Source organism: Oleomonas cavernae, from assembly GCF_003590945.1.
In the GTDB taxonomy this organism is placed as follows: Bacteria; Pseudomonadota; Alphaproteobacteria; order Zavarziniales; family Zavarziniaceae; genus Zavarzinia; species Zavarzinia cavernae.
Genome location: NZ_QYUK01000011.1, coordinates 4,194,986 through 4,211,709 on the forward strand (window position 1 = coordinate 4,194,986; position 16,724 = coordinate 4,211,709).

Genomic DNA, 16,724 nt, shown 5'->3' on the forward strand with positions numbered 1-16,724 from the left:
ATGAGCGTCGCGGTCCCTGCCCTCGACCAGGTTGCCGCGGCCGCCATCGTCGACGCGGCGATCGAGCGCCACATCGCCGCCTGCCGGGCCCGGGTGCCGGGCTTCATCGAGCAGTATTTCTCGGTCAGGGGTTCCTTGCGCCTGCACGGCCACGCGGTGGGCTGGGATCTCGCCCGGGCGCCGGCCAATCTCCTGCTCTCGGTGCCGCAACTGGGGGTGCAGACACTGGCCGCCGGCCTCCGCCGCCTAGGCGGTGCCCGGGCGGCGGCGCGGCTCTCCAGGGTCGACCTGCTCTACCGCACGGCGGTGGCGGCGGAACTGGGCCGTGCGGTCGAACGTGACCTGCTGGGTCTCGCGGCCGACGCTTCCGGCGCCGACGGCATGGCCGCCGCCCTGGGCCGGGAGCCGGCGGTTGCGGCGGCCCTCGAGGTGCTGGAGATTTCGCACCGGCGCCGGGCGCAGGACCCCGTCTTCCGCGCAGCCTTGGACCAGGCCTTGTCGCGCTATGGCAACACCCGTATCGCGGCGGCGGAAATCGCCACGGCCTTGACCAGTCTGGGGGTGGGCGCCCTCGCCTTCAAGCAGTTGACGCCCAGCCTGCTCACCCTGGGGCCGGCCCTGGCCGGCGCCCTGGCGCAGAGTGCTGCCGTCTCCAGCTTTCCCCTGGGCGCCTCGATCGGCGGGCTGTGGTACCAGTGGTTTCCCACCAGCGTCGGCACCGGCCTGGTGGCCGGCGTGACCGGCAGCCTGTTCCTGGGCGCTGCCATGCTCACCGCCTTCGCCGGCGTCGTCACCGACCCGGCGCAAAAGGCCCTGGGCCTGCACCGCCGGCGCCTGAACCGGCTGATCGACGGCGTCGAGCACGGCTTGCGCACCGGCAGCCACCTGCCCTTCAACCCGCGCGACCACTACATCGCCCGCCTGATCGACCTGATCGACCTCGCCCGCCTGGCCCAGCGGCTGGCGGGGGCTGATCAACCCCTGCCGTCATCCCGGCGAAGGCCGGGATCCATTCCGATGCAGCGCGGGAACCAGGACCAGCGTGATCGTCTGCATCACGCTGTCCCGTCGATGGATTCCGGCCTTCGCCGGAATGACGATACTTGTGTGATCTCTTGCTTCACCTGCTACGGCAAGGTCAGCGTAACCTGTGTGGGCTTGCCGGCTTCGACCGTGATTTCGGCCTCGGCGCTCTTGCCGCCCGCTTCGAGCGTAACGATATAGGTGCCGGCCGGGACGATCCACACCGGTTCGGGGTCGTAGCTGTAGGTGACCTTGGTGCGTTCGGTACCGGTCATGGCGGCGACCAGGCTGTGGACACCCCAGTTCAGGTCGGACGAGACCTTGATGCCGCCCGCCTGGGCCTTGGCAAGGATGGCGCCGGCGTTGAGGTTGATCACGGGTGCCGTGGGCGCGCCGGCCTTGACCTCGACTTCCATGCCGGCCTTGGCGACGCCCGTCTCGACCTCGACATAATACTTGCCGGCCGGCAGCTTGAACTGTGGTTCCAGGTCGTAGCTGTAGGTCACCTTCTCGCGGTTGCCGGTCATGTCGGCTTGCGCCTTGTAGACTGACCAGGACAGGTCCTTCGTCGGCTTGGGCGCGCCCGCGGCATAGATGGCGGTGGGCTTCATCAGGCCGACGCTCAAGGTGAAGGTCAGCTTCTGGGCCTCGCCGGCCTTGACCTCGACCGTCTGCTCGACCAGCGCCTCGCCGATCTCGGCGACGATGCGGTAGCGGCCGGCGTTCAGGTGGAAGATTTCGGCGGCGTCATAGGAATAGGTGGTGGTGGTATCGCTGCCCTCGGGGAAGACCTTCCACGATACGCCGGAGGTTGCCATCGGCTCGGTCTCGCTGGGCCGCGCCTCGACCTCGACCGTGCCGGCGCCGATGGTCACCGTCACCTGGGCGATATCGCCGGGCTTCACGGTGATCGGCGCTTCCGCCTTGGCCGCGCCATAGTCGACGACGATCAGGTAGCTGCCCGCCTTGGCCGAGAAGGTCGGCTGGGCGTCGTAGCTGTAGTCGATGTCCTTGCCGGTGGCGGGATCGCGCAGCTTCCAGCCCAGCTCCTTGGCGATCGCCGGGCCACCCTCGGCCTCGACCGCGGTCAGCTTCAGGCGCGCGGCGCCCAGGTTGACGGTGACGGCCTGCTTCTCGCCGGTGATCTTCACCGGCTGCTGCACCGTGGCGGTGCCGAGCTTTGCCTCGATGATGTAGTCGCCTGGCTCGACCTTGTCCGGGCTCCACACCGCGGCATAGGTATAGTCGACCGGGTCGCGCAACTCCTCCTGGGTGGGGATGTCGCGGAAAAGCTGCCAGCGCATGCCGTTGTCGGTGACCGGCACGCCGTCGTTCAGCACGGCGGTGAAGGTCACCTTGCCCTTGCCCGTGGTCTGCGCCGGCGGCGGGGGTGGCGGCGGCGGGGTCGGTGCCGGTGCCGGTGCCGCGGTCGCGGCGGCGACGGTGGCCAGGGCCGCCTGTAGGCTGGCGGCGTCGTCGGCCAGGACGAAGGTGCCGCCGGTGTTGTCGGCGATGCACTTGAGCTGGTCCCGGGTCGCCTGGTCGCGAATGTCGAAGCCCACCACATGGGCGGTGAAGGCGACGCCCTTCTGTTCCAGTTCCTGGGCGATCGAGCAGGGATCGAGGTTGCAGGTCTCCTCCCCGTCCGAGACCAGGATCACCGTGGCCGCGTCCTCCGTGTATTTGAGCTGCTCGGCGGCGCGCTTCACCGCGGCCGTCATGGGCGTCTTGCCCTTCGGGCTGATGCTGCCGACCACCGCCTTGAAGCGCGCGGGATCGACCGGGCCGACGGGGATGATGTCCTCGATATCGTCGCACGAGCCCTTGGAGCGGTGGCTGTAGACGGTGAGGCCCAGATCGATCGCGGGATCCCAGCCGGTCACCAGCCTGTCGACCGCGACCTTGGCGATGTCCCATTTCGCCTTGCCGTCGATCTGGCCCCACATGCTGCCCGAGGCATCGAGCACCAGGATGGCCTTGGCCCTCGTCTCGGCCGCCGCCGCGCTACCGACGGCCGCCGCCAGCAGGGCGCTGCCCATCATCGCCGCCGCCCAAGCCTTCCTGATCCACGCCATGATTCAAACGCCCCCTCGCTTGCGAATTCATCTTGTTGGTTACGCGGACGGTGCCACGGGCAGCGCGGTCGCGACAACAAGCATGATCCCCGGTTACGCCGAATCGGCGCCGCCGGCCGTGACGGCGGTCACAAAAACGTGGCCCGAAATCGGCTCTCGCGGCCGGCTTCAGGCAAATCAGAATATCGGGTATGGCGGCGGGGGCCGGTTTTGCGTGCGCCCGGGGCGACGATAAAGCCGCGACAAACGGCCCGTACCACGGTTAATATCGCCCCATGCGCCGCAAACAAGGCGCGCTGATAAATAATCAGGGGAGGAAACATGTCCGTGCGTCCGGAGTATCGCGAGGAACCGCGAGCAGCGGCACCGCCCGCCGCGCAAGCCGTCGAGCAGCCTTATCCGAATTCCGGGTACGCCTGGTACGTGGTCGGCGTCCTGATGCTCGCCTACACGGTTTCCTTCATCGACCGGCAGATCCTCAACCTGCTGGTGGGCCGATCAAGCGCGACCTGAGTATCACCGACACCGAATTCAGCCTGCTCGCGGGCCTCTCCTTTGCCCTGTTCTATACCTTCGTGGGCCTGCCGATCGGCCGCATGGTCGACAGCAAGAGCCGGCGCGGCATCATCACCATCGGTATCGTGGTGTGGAGCCTGTTCACCGCCGCCTGCGGCCTGACCACCAAATTCTGGCAATTGTTCCTGACCCGTATCGGGTTGGCATCGGTGAGGCGGCCCTGTCGCCCGCGGCCTATTCCCTGGTCGCCGACTATTTCCCGCCCAACCGCATGGGCACGGCCATGGGCGTCTACAACATGGGCATCTTCGTTGGGGCCGGGCTCGCCTATATCTTCGGCGGCATGGTGATCGGCCTGGTGTCGGGGGTCGAGCACACGGTCCTGCCGATCGTGGGCGAGGTCTATTCCTGGCAGGTGGTGTTCTTCGCCGTGGGCCTGCCGGGGCTTCTGGTGGCGCTGCTCATGTATACGGTGCGCGAGCCGGTGCGCCGGGGCATCAAGCTGGCCCGCCAGGTGGACGGCAGCATGGCCGCCAAGGTGGTGCCGGTCAGTGAAGTGTTTGCCTATATGAAACTGAATATCGCCGCCGTGCTGTGCCACAGCATCGGTTTCGCCCTGCTGGCCCTGGTGGGCTACGGCACCGCGACCTGGCTGCCCGCCTTCTTCATCCGCGCCCATGGCTGGACCGCGCCTGAAATCGGCCTGGCCTTCGGCCTGGTCCAGCTCACCGCCGGGGTCACCGGCGTCGTCTTCGGCGGCTGGCTGGGCGATTTCTTCAAGCAGCGCGGCATGCGCGACGGGCGCATCCGCGTCGGCATCCTGGCCGGCCTGGCCGGCGTGCCGTTTGCCATCGCCATGCCCTTCATGCCGGACGGCAACTTGGTGCTCGCCCTCTCGATCCTGACCACCTTCTTCTACACCATGTGCTTCGGCGCGGCCCCGGCGGCGATCGCCGAGATCATGCCCAATCAGATGCGCGGCCAGGCCTCGGCGATCTACTTATTTATCGTCAACCTGATCGGCCTGGGCCTCGGCCCCACCGCCGTGGCGATGGTCACCGACTATGTTTTCCACGATGAAAACATGGTCGGCTTCTCGCTGGCGGTGGTCGGCGGCATCTGCATGCCGATCTCGGCCCTGGTGCTGTGGCTGGGCTGTAAGCCCTATCGCCGGGGCCTGGACAATCTCGCCGCCTATACCGCGACGGCGGCCTAGGCAACAGCCAGGGTGACGACGCCGACGGCGACGAAAATCGCCGCGGCGGCCGTCCTGACCACGCTCAGGGGCACGATGCGGGTTACCGCTTCCCCTAAGAAGACCGCGGGCACATTGGCCAGCATCATGCCCAGGGTGGTGCCGGCGGTGACCGCATAGATGGTCTCGAAGCGGGCGGCCAGGGCGACGGTGGCGATCTGCGTCTTGTCGCCCATCTCGACCAGGAAGAAGGCGACGGTGGTCGCCAGGAACGCGCCCAGGCGGCCCGTGGCCTGGCCCTCGTCGTCATCGACCTTGTCGGGGATCAGGGCCCAGGCGCCCATGGCGATGAAGGACGCGCCCAGGATCCAGCGCATGACGGCCGGGTCGACCGCGGCGGCGACCAGGGTGCCGACGGTGGCGGCCAGCGCGTGATTGGCCAGGGTGGCGGCCAGGATGCCGACGACGATCGGCCAGGGCCGGCGGAAACGGCAGGCCAGCAGGATGGCGAGGAGTTGCGTCTTGTCACCGATTTCGGCAATGGCGACGACGCCGGTCGAAACGAGGAAGGCTTCCATGGGAACAGGCACCGGGGCAGGGTCGGGCGACAAACCAATGGCAAGCCGCACAGCCCAACCCTGCGAAGGATGGATGCAGCCTGCCAAAGGTCTCGCCAAGCATCTCGGCCGTGCGCGCCATGGTCGCCGGTGGCCCGGTTCCCAAGTCTGTTGACGCGCACCCCGCTTGAAGACGCGGGCGGCTACTCCCCAATGACGCGGCGGTGATAGCGCGGCGCGATCGCGATCACAAGAAAAACCGATTGCCGCATTCCTGTCATACCGTTCATGATATGTTCGCAATGTCCGAAAAACCGGAGGGATAAATGATCGGCTATGTCACTTTGGGCGTGGTGGATTTCGACCAGGGCGTTGCCTTCTACGATGCCTTGATGGGCATCCTGGGCCAGCCGCGCTATTACTTCAGCGCCGAATACGGCTGGGCTTCCTGGGGCACCGAGACGGCGCCGCGCCTGTTCATCTGCAAGCCCTTCGACGGCCAGCCGGCCAGCGTGGGCAACGGCACCATGGTCTCGCTCAATGCCGCCAGCCGTGCCCAGGTCGACGCGATCCATGCCGCCGCCATGGCAAATGGCGGCCACGACGAAGGCGGCCCCGGCATCCGCGAACACTACGGCCCCACCTTCTACGCCGCCTATTTCCGCGACCCGACCGGCAACAAGCTCAACGCGGTCTACAACGGGCCTGGGTGAGGATGTTCACGACTTGCCGACGCGTTTCTTGATCGCCCGGATTTCGTGCTGCATCGCCTTGAAGATGGTCAGCACCTTCTGATCCTCTTCGCTGAGCTTGGTGGTATCGAGGGTCTTCATCAGCACTTCCACCGCGTCGGCCAGCCGGCCGATCTGGCGGCCGTAGGAGCCGACCTCTTCGAGAACCTTCTGCTCGACGGCCGGGGCACTCGACCGGCCCAGGTTGATGTTGAACAGACCGAACTGCGCCCCCGACCAGTCGAACCCCTGGGTGACGTCGCCCGACAGTGGAAAGCCGAAGGAAATCGGTGCCCGATAGTGCTGCCCCATGGAAAGCTCCCCGCAACGACGCCGGTGGTGGCGTGCCAGACGATGCTACCAGAAGGGCGCGCCCAGCACGCTAGTGCCTGCATGAATTCACCCGGGCAGTCGAAGGATCGTGGTATCATGACGGTATGAAATCCGACCGTTCCGCCTCCAGGAAAGCCCAGCCCAAGGGCTCTTCCGGCCTCGCTTTGAGCCGAGAAGCTTTCGCGCAGATCAGCGCCGTTGAGGGCATCTTCCTCTCGGCCGAGATGACGCGGGATTTCCAAGACTTCGATCGGCGGAACCTTTCCGACGATGAACGCCGGCATGCCATCATTGAAAAGTATGGAAAGCCGAAGGGCTGACCGCTTCGATGTATGAAAGCTTTTCCGTTTGGTTCCCGGCAGCTTCATGGCCGCAATGATTGCAAGCTTCAGGGGCGACGAAGGCCCGCTGGCCAGTCAACTGCGCTCGTTGCTCTGACCGATGCCAGACACGCTGACGCAGACCGCCCAAAAACTGGCCTCTCCCGCCAACCCGTGCTAAACGGGCGGCGATCAGCCATTCGAGGACATGTTTTCCCATGCGGACCGCCACGATCGCCCGCAAGACCAAGGAGACCCAGATTGCGGTCTCGCTGAACCTGGACGGCACCGGCAAGTACACGGTGTCGACCGGCATCGGCTTCCTCGACCACATGCTGGAGCAGCTCTCGCGGCATTCGCTGATCGATCTCGAGGTGAGCGCCAAGGGCGACACCCACATCGATTTCCACCACACCACCGAGGATACCGGCATCGCCATCGGCGAGGCGGTGACCAAGGCCCTGGGCGACCGGGTCGGCATCCGCCGCTATGGCGACGCGCTCATCCCCATGGACGAGACCCTGACGCGGGTGGCGCTCGACTGCTCCAACCGGCCCTACCTGATCTGGAAGGTGGGCTTCACCCGGCCCAAGCTGGGCGAGATGGACACCGAGCTGTTCAAGGAATGGTTCCAGGCCTTCGCCCAGGCGGCCGGCATCACCCTGCATGTCGAAAACCTCTACGGCGAGAACAACCACCACATCGTCGAGAGCTGCTACAAGGGCCTGGCCCGGGCGCTGCGCCACGCGATCGAGACCGATCCGCGGGCCGCGGCCGCTGTGCCCTCGACCAAGGGCGTGCTGGGCGGCAGCCTCTAGGCCCATGAGATCCAGGCCATGAAACCGATCGCCTATACCGTCCACGGCCAGGGCACCCAGCCGATCCTGGTGGCCGAGCGCTTTTCGCTGCTCGCCTGCCTGTTCGCGCCCCTGTGGCTGCTGTTCCAGATGGCCTGGGTGGACCTGGCCGCCTATGCCGTGGTGGTCGCGGCGGCCGTGGTCGTGCAGCTGTTCCTGTTGCCGGACCTGGCGGTGGCCCCCGCGGCGATCCTGGCCGCCGGCCTGTTCGTGGGCTTCGAGGCCGGGCAGATCCGCCGCCGGGTGCTGGCGCGCCACGGCATGGCCGCCCTGGGCGTCGTCTGCGCCCACGACAAGGCGGAAGCGGCCGACCGTGTCGTACTGAGGGCGCGCTGATGGCCTCGCCCGCGGTTGCCATCATCGATTACGGCGCCGGCAACCTGCGCTCCGCCGCCAAGGCCTTCGAGCGCATGGGCGCGGAGGCGGGCCTGAATCCTGAGCAGATCGTCGTCACCGACAAGGCCGAGGTGGTGGCCGCGGCCGACCGGGTGGTGCTGCCGGGCGACGGCGCCTTCGCCGACTGCAAGACCTCGATCGCCGCCCTGCCCGGCATGATGGACGCGCTGCGCGAACAGGTGACCGTGAAAGCCCGGCCCTTCTTCGGCATCTGCATCGGCATGCAGTTGATGGCCAGCCGCGGCCTGGAACACGGGCAGCATGACGGCTTCGACTGGATCCCCGGCACGGTGGATCGCCTGGCCCCCGCCGATGCCACGCTCAAGATCCCGCACATGGGCTGGAACGACCTGCAATTCCACGGCTCCCACCCGGTGGTGGGCCAGCCGGCGCCCCAGCCCCATGCCTATTTCGTCCATTCCTATGCCCTGACGGTGGAACGCGAAAGCGATCTGCTGGCGACCGCCGACTATGCCGGCCCGGTCACCGCCATCATTGCCCGCGACAACATGTTCGGGACCCAGTTCCACCCGGAGAAGAGCCAGGCTTTCGGCCTGTCGCTGATCGCCGGTTTCCTGAGGTGGCGGCCGTGATCCTCTATCCCGCGATCGACCTCAAGGGCGGTGCATGCGTGCGCCTGGCCCAGGGCGACATGGCCCGTGCCACGGTCTACAACCCCGACCCCGGCGCCCAGGCCGCCGCCTTCAAGGCCCAGGGCTTCGAATGGCTGCATGTGGTCGACCTCGACGGCGCCTTCGCCGGCAAGGCCGCCAATGCGGGCGCGGTCGAGGCGATCCTGCAGGCGACCGACGTGCCCGTCCAGCTCGGCGGTGGCATTCGCGACATGGGCGCGATCGAGGGCTGGCTGGCCAAGGGCCTGGCCCGCGTCATCCTCGGCACCGCCGCCCTGCGCAACCCGGACCTGGTCATCGCCGGGTGCAAGGCCTTCCCGGGCCAGATCGCCGTGGGCATCGACGCGCGCGACGGCTTCGTCGCCGTGGAAGGCTGGGCCGAAACCTCGCAGATTACCGCGGTCGACCTCGCCCGGCGCTTCGAGGATGCGGGCGTCGCCGCGATCATCTTCACCGACATTGCCCGCGACGGCCTGCTGACCGGTGTCAACGTCGCCGCCACCGCGGCGCTGGCCGATGCCGTCAGGATCCCGGTCATCGCCTCGGGCGGGCTGGCGGGCCTTGGCGATATCGAAGCCCTGCTGAACGTGACCGGCACGCCGATCGCCGGCGCCATTTCCGGCCGCGCACTCTACGACGGCCGGCTCGATGCCGCGGCCGCGCTGGCGCTGATCCGCTCGCGGGCAAGGGCCGCCTGATGCTGAAGGCCCGCGTCATCCCCTGCCTCGACGTCCACAACGGCCGCGTGGTGAAGGGCGTCAATTTCATCGACCTGCGCGATGCCGGTGACCCCGTCGAACAGGCGCGCATCTACGATGCCGCCGGTGCCGACGAACTTACTTTCCTCGACATCACGGCCTCCAGCGACGACCGGGCGATCATGCTGGACGTCGTCGCCCACACCGCCGAACAGGTCTTCATGCCGCTGACCGTGGGCGGCGGCGTGCGCACGCTGGACGATGTCCGCGCCCTGCTGCTGGCCGGGGCCGACAAGGTCTCGATCAATTCGGCCGCCGTGGCCAGGCCCGACTTCGTGTGCGAGGCGGCCGAGAAGGTCGGCAGCCAGTCGATCGTCGTCGCCATCGACGCCAAGGCCGACGGCCCGGGCAAGTGGCAGGTCTACACCCATGGCGGGCGCCGGCCGACCGGCCTCGACGCGGTCGAATGGGCGCAGCGCATGGTCAGCCTGGGGGCCGGCGAAATCCTGCTCACCTCGATGGACCGGGACGGCACCAAGTCGGGCTTCGACTTAGGCCTCACCCGTACCGTGTCGGACGCCGTGACCGTGCCGGTGATCGCCAGCGGCGGCGTCGGCAACCTCGACGACCTGGCCGACGGCATCATCCAGGGCCACGCCTCGGCGGTGCTGGCCGCCTCGATCTTCCATTTCGGCGAATATTCGATCCGCGCGGCCAAGGAACACATGGCGGCGCGCGGCGTGCCGATGCGCCTGTGACAGCGGGGATCCCATGAGCGACGCCGCCGTCCTCGCCCGGCTCTACGCCGTGATCCTGTCGCGCAAGGGCAGCACTGCCGCCGACAGCCACGTCGCCCGCCTGTTCGCCAAGGGCCGCCAGAAGATCGCCCAGAAGGTGGGCGAGGAAGGCGTCGAGACGGCGCTGGCCGGCGTTGCCGGGTCGGACCAGGACCTGGTCGGCGAGGCCGCGGACCTGGTCTTCCACCTGCTGATCCTGCTGGCCGAGCGCGGCATTTCCCCGGACGCCGTCTGGGCGGAACTGGAAGCCCGCGAGGGCAAATCCGGCGTCGCGGAAAAGGCGGGGCGGGACAAGTAACACCTGGCTTCCCTCCTCACCCAACCCTCTCCTCTCAGAGGAGAGGGCTCGGTTCTCCCCTCCGCCCTTGAGGGGGAGGTGGGTGGTGCCATTCCACGTCCACATCATGGGTGGCCGGCCGCTTGGCCCGCTGCTGGTTCGCGCGTGAACGGCCCTATGCTTCAAGGTCGAAGCTTTCCTGCAAGGCACGCAGTTCCTCGCCGAGATAGACGGCGATGTTCTGCATGCGCGGCAGGGTGGTGCGGCAGCCGGTGAAGCCGATGTTGGCCTCGTCGGCATAGCTCATCAGGGTGATGTTCAGGGCCTGGCCGTCGAAGATTACCGAGGGGCCGAACATCTGGTTGATCCTGGCACCGTTCAGGTAACGATGCTCGCGCGGGCCGGCGACGTTGGAGATGACCAGGTTGGCCGCGGCCGGCAGGCGCCCGCCCAGGCCTAAGAAGGTCTGCAGCATGTAGGGTGCCAGCAGCAGCATGGTGAACAGGTTGATGCCCTCGCGCCTGATGCCGGCATATTGCTGCTTGGCCAGGGTGCCGGATTTCCTGACCGCGGCCAGCCGCGCCGCGGTATCGGCGATATCGGTGTGGATGTTCACATAGATGAAGCCGATGGCATTGCCGATGGTGTCGATGCCCGCCTCGTCGCGCAGGTTCACCGGTACCTGGGCGACCAGCGTGCGCGGCGGCAGGGCGTTGTTCTCGCGCAGGTATCGGCGCAGGGCGCCGCCGCAGGCGGTCAGGAACACCTCGTTCACCGTCGCGTCGGCGGCCTTGGCAATCTGCCGGAGGGCATCGAGCTTGAAATACTGGGTGGCATAGCGGCGCTGTCCGCCGATCCGGCCGTTCAGCAGGCTGCGCGGCGCCCGGTAGGGGGCCGGCGAATGCGCGTCATTTGACCGCACGGCGGCGCGCACCACCTGGGCCGCGGCCCGGGCGACGCTGGGCAGGGCCCGGCCAGGCCCTGCGCCCGCGCCAGAATCCCGGGCCGCCTGCTGCCCGGCTTGGGACTTGGGCGGCCCGCCTTCATGCCGATGGCCCAGGGCGGTGGCATGTCGCGCAGTGCCGGATCCCTGGCCATGACCTGGTCGAACAGCCGGGCGGTGCCCATGCCGTCGAGCTGGGCATGATGGAGTTTCAGGTAGATGGCGAAGCGGCCACCGTCCAGGCCTTCGATGACGTGGCATTCCCACAGCGGCCGGCGCTGGTCGAGCGGGTTGGAATGCAGGCGCGAGACCAGGATGCCCAGCTCGCGCTCGCCGCCGGGCGCCGGCAGGGCGGAATGACGGAAATGATAGTCGAGGTCGATATCGGCGTCCGGCACCGCCTGCCACCGCGGCGGCACGAGGCCGCCCAGGGTGAGGTTGAAGGGCGGGGCGAAGTGGCGGTATTGGCGCCAGGCCTCGACCAGGTCGCGCACGAAGCCGGGCGGGCCGCCGCTGGGGGTGTCAGGATCAGCAGCGGGCCGAAATGCCCGGGCGATCCCATCTTCTCGGCCACCATCCAGCCGGCGTCGAAAGCACTCATCGGCGTTGCCATGCAGCTCTCCAGGTTCTGCGGGTATCTCGAGCCCAAGCAACGCATCACACCCGGGCACCATGCCCGGGGCGGCCCGAAGGCGCGCCCAACCTTCGTTGGGTTCGCGCCCCTTTATTCGTCCGGCGGCCGAATTAGGCCGCAAGATCCGGGGTGCCGCGGCGCGGCCGACCTGCCAGAGTGCCGGCCATGACCGTGACCTCGACCATCAGCCGCACCATGGGCCCTGCCGAATGGGCCATGCTCCTGCTCCTCTCCGTGCTGTGGGGCGGCTCGTTCTTCTTTATCGGCATTGCCGTCACCGGCCTGCCGCCTTTCACCATCGTGCTGCTGCGGGTGGCGCTGGCCGCCGTGGTGCTGAACCTGGCGATGCCGCTGATGGGGTTGCGCATGCCGCGCGACGGCAAAAGCTGGGCCGCCTTCTTCGGCATGGGGCTGCTCAACAATGCCATCCCCTTCTGCCTGATCGTCTGGGGCCAGACCCAGATCGCCAGCGGCCTGGCCTCGATCCTCAACGCCATGACGCCGGTCGCGACCGTGGTCGTCGCGCACTTCTTGACCACGGACGAGAAGATGACCGGCAATCGCCTGGCCGGCGTGCTGATCGGCCTGGCCGGCGTGGTGTGCATGATCGGGCCGGGCGTGCTGTCGGGCCTGGGCGACAAAGTCTGGGCCCAGGCGGCGGTGCTGGGGGCGACGGTGTCCTATGCCTTTGCCGGCATCTTCGGCCGGCGCTTCAAGGCCATGGGCATCTCACCGCTGGCGACCGCCACGGGACAGGTTACCGCTTCAAGCGTGCTGCTGGCACCCGTCGTGCTGCTGGTGGATCAACCCTGGACCTTGGCCATGCCCGGGCTCGACGTTTGGGCGGCCGTGGTCGGCCTCGCGCTGCTCTCCACCACCTTCGCCTACATCCTGTTCTTCCGCATCATGGCCAGCGCCGGGGCGACCAACCTGTCGCTGGTCACCTTCCTGATCCCGGTCAGCGCCATCCTGCTCGGCACCTTCGTCCTGCACGAGACCCTGGCGCCCAAGCATTTCCTAGGCATGGCGCTGATCGGCGCCGGCCTGGCGGCGATCGACGGGCGCCTGTTCAGGCGGCGTTAGTATTTGCCGTCGACGAACTTGGCCAGCGCCACCTGCGGCCGCGGGCCGAAATGGCTCAGCACCTCGGCCGCGCACAGCGAGCCCAGCCGGCCGGAGCGGGCCAGGCCGATGTCGTGGGTCAGCCCGAACAGGAAGCCAGCGGCATAGAGGTCGCCCGCGCCCGTCGAATCGACCACCCGTTCCGGGGTCGCGGCATCGATGACATGGACCTCGTCACCGCCGATGATGACCGAGCCCTTCTCGCTGCGGGTCAGGGCCGCGGTCAGCCCCAGGCCGCGGGTCGCCTGCAGGGCCGCGTTGAAGTTGTTGGCCTCGAACAGGGCGCAGATCTCGGACTCGTTGGCAAACAGGATGTCGACCCCCCCGTTGGAGACGAGATCGAGGAATTCGCTGCGCCAGCGATGGACGCAGAAGGCGTCGGACAGCGACAGGGCGACCCGGCGGCCGGCCTCGTGGGCGGCGTCGATCGCCTTGCGGAAGGCCGCCTTGCCGTTGGCGGGATCCCACAGATAGCCTTCGAGGTAGGTGATTTCCGCGTCCGCGATCAGGGCCGGGTCGACCTCGTCGGGCCCAAGGCCGACGCTGGCGCCCAGATAGGTCGACATGGTGCGCTGGGCGTCGGGGGTCACCAGGATCAGGCAGCGGGCGGTGCCGGGCCTGTGGTCGCCGCCGGGGTCTCGTAGGTCACGCCGACCGCGCGGATGTCATGGGCGAAGACCTCGCCCAACTGGTCGTCGCGCACCCGGCCGATGAAGGCGGATGCCCCGCCCAGCGAGGCGACGCCGGCAATGGTATTGGCGGCCGAACCGCCCGAGACTTCGACGCCCGAGCTCATCAGGGCATAGAGCGCATCGGCCCGCGCATCGTCGATCAGGGTCATGGAGCCCTTGACCAGGTCTTCGCGCGCCAGGAAGGCGTCGTCGGCGGATGCCAATACGTCCACGATGGCGTTGCCGATACCGATGACGTCGAAGCGCGCTGCGGTCATGATGCCCCTGTTGAAGTCGCCGGCCGCAGTATTAGGGATGGCGGCGATGACGTCCACGCCGCAGTTCGCCAGGGGGATTTGAGCCCGATGTCCTTGATTGCCGCCTATCTCAAGGGCCTGGAAGATGCCTTGTCGCCACCCCTGCGGGCGATCCTGTGGCGGGTGCTGGGGCTGGGCGTCGTGCTCTCGATCCTGATCGTCTGGGGCGCCTACCAGGGCCTGGGGTTTGCGCCCTCGACCGGCTGGGAATGGCTGGACGAGACGATCCGCATCGCCGGCGGGATCCTGACCACGGTCGGCCTGTTCTTCCTCTTCCCCCTGATCATGACCACCCTGCAATCGCTCTTTCTGGACGAGGCGGCGGCCAAGGTCGCCACGCGCGACTATCCCGCCGATGCGCCGGGGCGCGAGATCGGCTTCGTCGAAGGCGGCATTTCGGGCGTCAGGTTTCTGATCCTGGCACTTGTCCTCAATCTGGTGGCTTTGCCCCTGCAGATCGTGGGTTTGGTGGTTCCTCTCCTCAATCTCTTGGTGTTCTTGGGATTGAACGGCTATCTTGTCGGCCGCGAGTATTTCGAGCAGGTTGCCATGCGTCATGCATCGGCAACGGTTTCGGCAAGGATACGCCGGGACAATCGTCTGCTTGTATTCGGGGCCGGTCTGCTGGGGACTGCCCTGATGGTGGTGCCGATCGTCAACCTGATCGCACCGCTCGTGACTGTCGCGGCCATGGTCCACCTCGAGCGCGGGGTGCGGCTGGGCCCGGCCAGGGGGAATTAGAGGCCGGTTTTGCCGCCGGCCGCTGCGTGAGGCCGACCCGGCTCTTAAGCCGGCCGCTTGAGTTCGAACCGGCGCCAGCCGGGTCAAAAAACGGAGAGATCGATGTTCGGAAAACGAAACGGCCCCCCGGACCAACCAACACCCACACCGGTACAGCCCAGCCGCCCGGCGACCACCTTTGCGCCGCCGACGGCCCGTCCCCTCAACCCTACCCAGCAAGGCACGCCCGCCATGGCCGAAAACGAATCGACGAGCTTCCGCCCCGAAATCGCCCGCCGCACCCCGGATCTGCCGGGCGTCTCGCGGCCGATCATCCCGGCTGTCCCCGCCAGTGCGGCCCCGCCGCCGTCGTCGGATGACAAGAAGCTGATCGTCGGTCGCAATATCGTCCTCTCGGGCCAGATCACCGCTTGCGACAAGCTGGTGGTGGAAGGCCGCGTCGACGCCACCCTGACCGAAAGCCGGGTCATCGAGATCACCTCGACCGGCGTCTTCAAGGGCGCGGCCGAGATCGACGAGGCGCTGATCGGCGGCACCTTCGAGGGCAAGCTGATCTGCCGCGGCCGCCTGCTGATTCGCTCGACGGGCAAGGTCAAGGGCGAGATCCGCTACGGCCAGCTCGAAATCGAGCTGGGCGGCGAGCTGATCGGCGACATCCACACCGTCCAGGGCAATGCCCTGCCGCCGGTGGAAGCGCCCAAGCTGGGCGAATCGACGGCGTCGGTCGGGGCATCGCCGAGCAGCGTGCCGCAAAGCGCGCCGTCGATGGCCTTCGGGGCATCGAGGGGCGACGGCTCGCTGGTCTAAAACACCGCGTCCGATCGTGTGATGAGGGGGGCGGGTCTGGTTCGTCTGGCACTTCTCGGTGCCATGCTGACCATGCTCGCCGCCTGCGCCGACGACTTCGCCCTCTCGCCGCCCGGCATCGTGCTGGTGCCGCTGCCCGAAGGCGGGCTCAAGGGCGCCACGGCGGCGCAACTGCCGACCTATCTGGGCGAGCCGTCGCTCAAGCGCAGCGAACCGCCGGCCGAGATCTGGCAATACGCCGCCCGCGACTGCCTGCTGTTCCTGTTTCTCTACCGTGAAGACGCCGGCATGACCGTGCGCCACTGGGATGCCCGCGATCGTCGCCGGCGGCCCTATGCGCCCGAGGTCTGCGCCCGCCGCATCGCGGCCGAAGCCGCCGCCAAGGCCGCGGCCAAGGGCGGCGTCTAGGGACTCAGGCGACGACCTTGCCGTTGCACGGGCACAGGTCGTTGACGATGCAGCTTGGGCAATCGGGCTTGCGGGCCTTGCAGACGTAGCGCCCGTGCAGGATCAGCCAGTGGTGGGCGTGCAGGCGGAAGGGCTTGGGCACCGCCTTTTCCAGCTTCTCCTCGACCGCCTCGACGGTCTTGCCTGGGGCGAGGCCAGTGCGGTTGGAAACCCGGAAGACGTGGGTGTCGACGGCGATGGTGGGCTCGCCGAAGGCGATGTTCATCACCACGTTGGCGGTCTTGCGCCCCACCCCGGGCAGGGCCTCCAAGGCGATGCGGTCGGGCGGAACCTCGCCGCCGTGACGGTCGATCAGCAGGCGCGACAGCTCGATCACGTTCTTGGCCTTGTTGCGGTAAAGGCCGATGGTCTTGATCGTCTGCGTCAGCCGCTCCAGGCCGTAGTCGAGCATCTGCTGCGGCGTGCGCACGACCTGGAACAGCGGTTGGGTCGCCTTGTTCACGCCGACATCGGTCGCCTGGGCCGTGAGCACCACGGCGACCAGTAGCTGATAGGCATTGCCATGTTCGAGCTCGCCGCGCGGATCGGGCCGCTGCGCCTGCAACCGCTCGAAAAAGGTGACGATGTCCGCCTTGCGCATGATTTCGATCCGGGCCCAAGTCTGTTATAACAAA

Annotated in this window: 21 protein-coding genes, 2 pseudogenes and 1 riboswitch; of the genes and pseudogenes, 16 read left to right on the top strand and 7 right to left on the bottom strand. The window is 67.7% G+C overall.

Annotated elements, in window-relative coordinates; translation table 11 throughout:
- Nucleotides 1-1,224 carry a DUF6635 family protein gene (locus tag D3874_RS24120; RefSeq protein ID WP_119781800.1) on the top strand — a complete coding sequence of 408 codons (1,224 nt, stop codon included), beginning with the start codon at nucleotides 1-3 and terminating at the stop codon, nucleotides 1,222-1,224.
- On the opposite strand, the gene D3874_RS24125 is transcribed toward D3874_RS24120, so the two are convergent.
- Nucleotides 1,128-3,098: a VWA domain-containing protein gene (locus D3874_RS24125; protein WP_119781802.1), complete on the bottom strand. Its 1,971-nt coding sequence runs from the start codon at nucleotides 3,096-3,098 to the stop codon at nucleotides 1,128-1,130. The genes D3874_RS24120 and D3874_RS24125 overlap by 97 nt on opposite strands.
- A gap of 321 nt (nucleotides 3,099-3,419) precedes the next feature.
- Here D3874_RS24125 and D3874_RS29660 point away from each other — a divergent pair, with 321 nt between their 5' ends.
- From D3874_RS29660 to D3874_RS24130, 3 genes and pseudogenes are all read left to right on the top strand, one after another.
- Nucleotides 3,420-3,611 carry a hypothetical protein gene (locus D3874_RS29660; protein ID WP_199699240.1) on the top strand — a complete coding sequence of 64 codons (192 nt, stop codon included), beginning with the start codon at nucleotides 3,420-3,422 and terminating at the stop codon, nucleotides 3,609-3,611.
- 23 nt (nucleotides 3,612-3,634) lie between these two features.
- A pseudogene (locus D3874_RS32225) lies at nucleotides 3,635-3,751 on the top strand (hypothetical protein); the annotation flags it as partial.
- A complete protein-coding gene (locus D3874_RS24130) occupies nucleotides 3,745-4,830 on the top strand; it encodes an MFS transporter (RefSeq protein WP_199699241.1) in 1,086 nt (361 codons plus the stop codon). The pseudogene D3874_RS32225 and the gene D3874_RS24130, both read left to right, overlap by 7 nt.
- On the opposite strand, the gene D3874_RS24135 is transcribed toward D3874_RS24130, so the two are convergent.
- Nucleotides 4,827-5,387 (bottom strand): TMEM165/GDT1 family protein, encoded by a 561-nt coding sequence (locus D3874_RS24135; protein ID WP_119781804.1) that lies wholly within the window; start codon nucleotides 5,385-5,387, stop codon nucleotides 4,827-4,829. The two genes, D3874_RS24130 and D3874_RS24135, sit on opposite strands and share 4 nt — an antisense overlap.
- A gap of 18 nt (nucleotides 5,388-5,405) precedes the next feature.
- Nucleotides 5,406-5,594, bottom strand: a riboswitch (yybP-ykoY riboswitch).
- A 98-nt stretch (nucleotides 5,595-5,692) separates the two neighbouring features.
- On the opposite strand from D3874_RS24135, the gene D3874_RS24140 reads away from it, so the two are divergent.
- Complete coding sequence (locus D3874_RS24140; protein WP_119781806.1) at nucleotides 5,693-6,079, top strand: VOC family protein; 387 nt, start codon at nucleotides 5,693-5,695, stop codon at nucleotides 6,077-6,079.
- 6 nt (nucleotides 6,080-6,085) lie between these two features.
- On the opposite strand, the gene D3874_RS24145 is transcribed toward D3874_RS24140, so the two are convergent.
- The gene (locus D3874_RS24145) at nucleotides 6,086-6,409 is read right to left on the bottom strand and encodes a hypothetical protein (protein WP_119781808.1); all 324 of its coding nucleotides are present in this window, start codon (nucleotides 6,407-6,409) and stop codon (nucleotides 6,086-6,088) included.
- A 125-nt stretch (nucleotides 6,410-6,534) separates the two neighbouring features.
- Here D3874_RS24145 and D3874_RS24150 point away from each other — a divergent pair, with 125 nt between their 5' ends.
- From D3874_RS24150 to D3874_RS24180, 7 genes are all read left to right on the top strand, one after another.
- Nucleotides 6,535-6,750 carry a hypothetical protein gene (locus D3874_RS24150; RefSeq protein ID WP_119781810.1) on the top strand — a complete coding sequence of 72 codons (216 nt, stop codon included), beginning with the start codon at nucleotides 6,535-6,537 and terminating at the stop codon, nucleotides 6,748-6,750.
- Between the two features lie 218 nt (nucleotides 6,751-6,968).
- A complete protein-coding gene (gene hisB / locus D3874_RS24155) occupies nucleotides 6,969-7,568 on the top strand; it encodes an imidazoleglycerol-phosphate dehydratase HisB (protein WP_119781811.1) in 600 nt (199 codons plus the stop codon).
- Nucleotides 7,569-7,586: 18 nt separating this feature from the next.
- Nucleotides 7,587-7,943 (top strand): DUF2628 domain-containing protein, encoded by a 357-nt coding sequence (locus tag D3874_RS24160; RefSeq protein WP_119781813.1) that lies wholly within the window; start codon nucleotides 7,587-7,589, stop codon nucleotides 7,941-7,943.
- Nucleotides 7,943-8,596, top strand: coding sequence for an imidazole glycerol phosphate synthase subunit HisH (gene hisH, locus D3874_RS24165; protein WP_119781815.1), 654 nt, complete (start codon nucleotides 7,943-7,945; stop codon nucleotides 8,594-8,596). The genes D3874_RS24160 and hisH overlap by 1 nt, the downstream gene beginning before the upstream one ends.
- The gene (gene hisA, locus D3874_RS24170; protein ID WP_119782470.1) at nucleotides 8,593-9,333 is read left to right on the top strand and encodes a 1-(5-phosphoribosyl)-5-[(5-phosphoribosylamino)methylideneamino]imidazole-4-carboxamide isomerase; all 741 of its coding nucleotides are present in this window, start codon (nucleotides 8,593-8,595) and stop codon (nucleotides 9,331-9,333) included. The genes hisH and hisA overlap by 4 nt, the downstream gene beginning before the upstream one ends.
- A complete protein-coding gene (hisF, locus tag D3874_RS24175) occupies nucleotides 9,333-10,091 on the top strand; it encodes an imidazole glycerol phosphate synthase subunit HisF (RefSeq protein WP_119781817.1) in 759 nt (252 codons plus the stop codon). Before hisA ends, hisF begins: the two co-directional genes overlap by 1 nt.
- 13 nt (nucleotides 10,092-10,104) lie before the next feature.
- On the top strand, nucleotides 10,105-10,428 hold the full coding sequence (locus D3874_RS24180) for a phosphoribosyl-ATP diphosphatase (protein ID WP_119781819.1): 324 nt from the start codon (nucleotides 10,105-10,107) through the stop codon (nucleotides 10,426-10,428).
- A gap of 154 nt (nucleotides 10,429-10,582) precedes the next feature.
- Here D3874_RS24180 and D3874_RS24185 read toward each other — a convergent pair whose 3' ends face one another.
- Entirely contained in the window at nucleotides 10,583-11,329 is a 747-nt protein-coding gene (locus D3874_RS24185) for a WS/DGAT domain-containing protein (RefSeq protein WP_408899978.1), read from the bottom strand.
- Entirely contained in the window at nucleotides 11,272-12,024 is a 753-nt protein-coding gene (locus tag D3874_RS30860) for a wax ester/triacylglycerol synthase domain-containing protein (RefSeq protein WP_119781823.1), read from the bottom strand. Before D3874_RS30860 ends, D3874_RS24185 begins: the two co-directional genes overlap by 58 nt.
- A 125-nt stretch (nucleotides 12,025-12,149) precedes the next feature.
- Here D3874_RS30860 and D3874_RS24195 point away from each other — a divergent pair, with 125 nt between their 5' ends.
- Nucleotides 12,150-13,067: a DMT family transporter gene (locus D3874_RS24195; RefSeq protein WP_233560136.1), complete on the top strand. Its 918-nt coding sequence runs from the start codon at nucleotides 12,150-12,152 to the stop codon at nucleotides 13,065-13,067.
- Here the strand turns inward: D3874_RS24195 and D3874_RS24200 are convergent.
- Nucleotides 13,064-14,055, bottom strand: a pseudogene (locus D3874_RS24200) (adenosine kinase). The gene D3874_RS24195 and the pseudogene D3874_RS24200 overlap by 4 nt on opposite strands.
- Nucleotides 14,056-14,142: 87 nt before the next feature.
- Between D3874_RS24200 and D3874_RS24205 the strand changes: the two are divergent.
- The 3 genes from D3874_RS24205 (at nucleotide 14,143) to D3874_RS24215 (ending at nucleotide 16,050) form a co-directional block, all read left to right on the top strand.
- On the top strand, nucleotides 14,143-14,835 hold the full coding sequence (locus D3874_RS24205; protein ID WP_119781825.1) for an EI24 domain-containing protein: 693 nt from the start codon (nucleotides 14,143-14,145) through the stop codon (nucleotides 14,833-14,835).
- A 231-nt stretch (nucleotides 14,836-15,066) separates the two neighbouring features.
- Nucleotides 15,067-15,642 carry a bactofilin family protein gene (locus D3874_RS24210; RefSeq protein WP_158596198.1) on the top strand — a complete coding sequence of 192 codons (576 nt, stop codon included), beginning with the start codon at nucleotides 15,067-15,069 and terminating at the stop codon, nucleotides 15,640-15,642.
- A gap of 21 nt (nucleotides 15,643-15,663) precedes the next feature.
- A complete protein-coding gene (locus D3874_RS24215) occupies nucleotides 15,664-16,050 on the top strand; it encodes a hypothetical protein (protein ID WP_147385844.1) in 387 nt (128 codons plus the stop codon).
- Nucleotides 16,051-16,054: 4 nt separating this feature from the next.
- On the opposite strand, the gene nth is transcribed toward D3874_RS24215, so the two are convergent.
- Nucleotides 16,055-16,690, bottom strand: a complete 636-nt coding sequence (gene nth, locus D3874_RS24220; protein ID WP_119781830.1) for an endonuclease III — start codon at nucleotides 16,688-16,690, stop codon at nucleotides 16,055-16,057.
- Nucleotides 16,691-16,724: the final 34 nt, after the last annotated feature.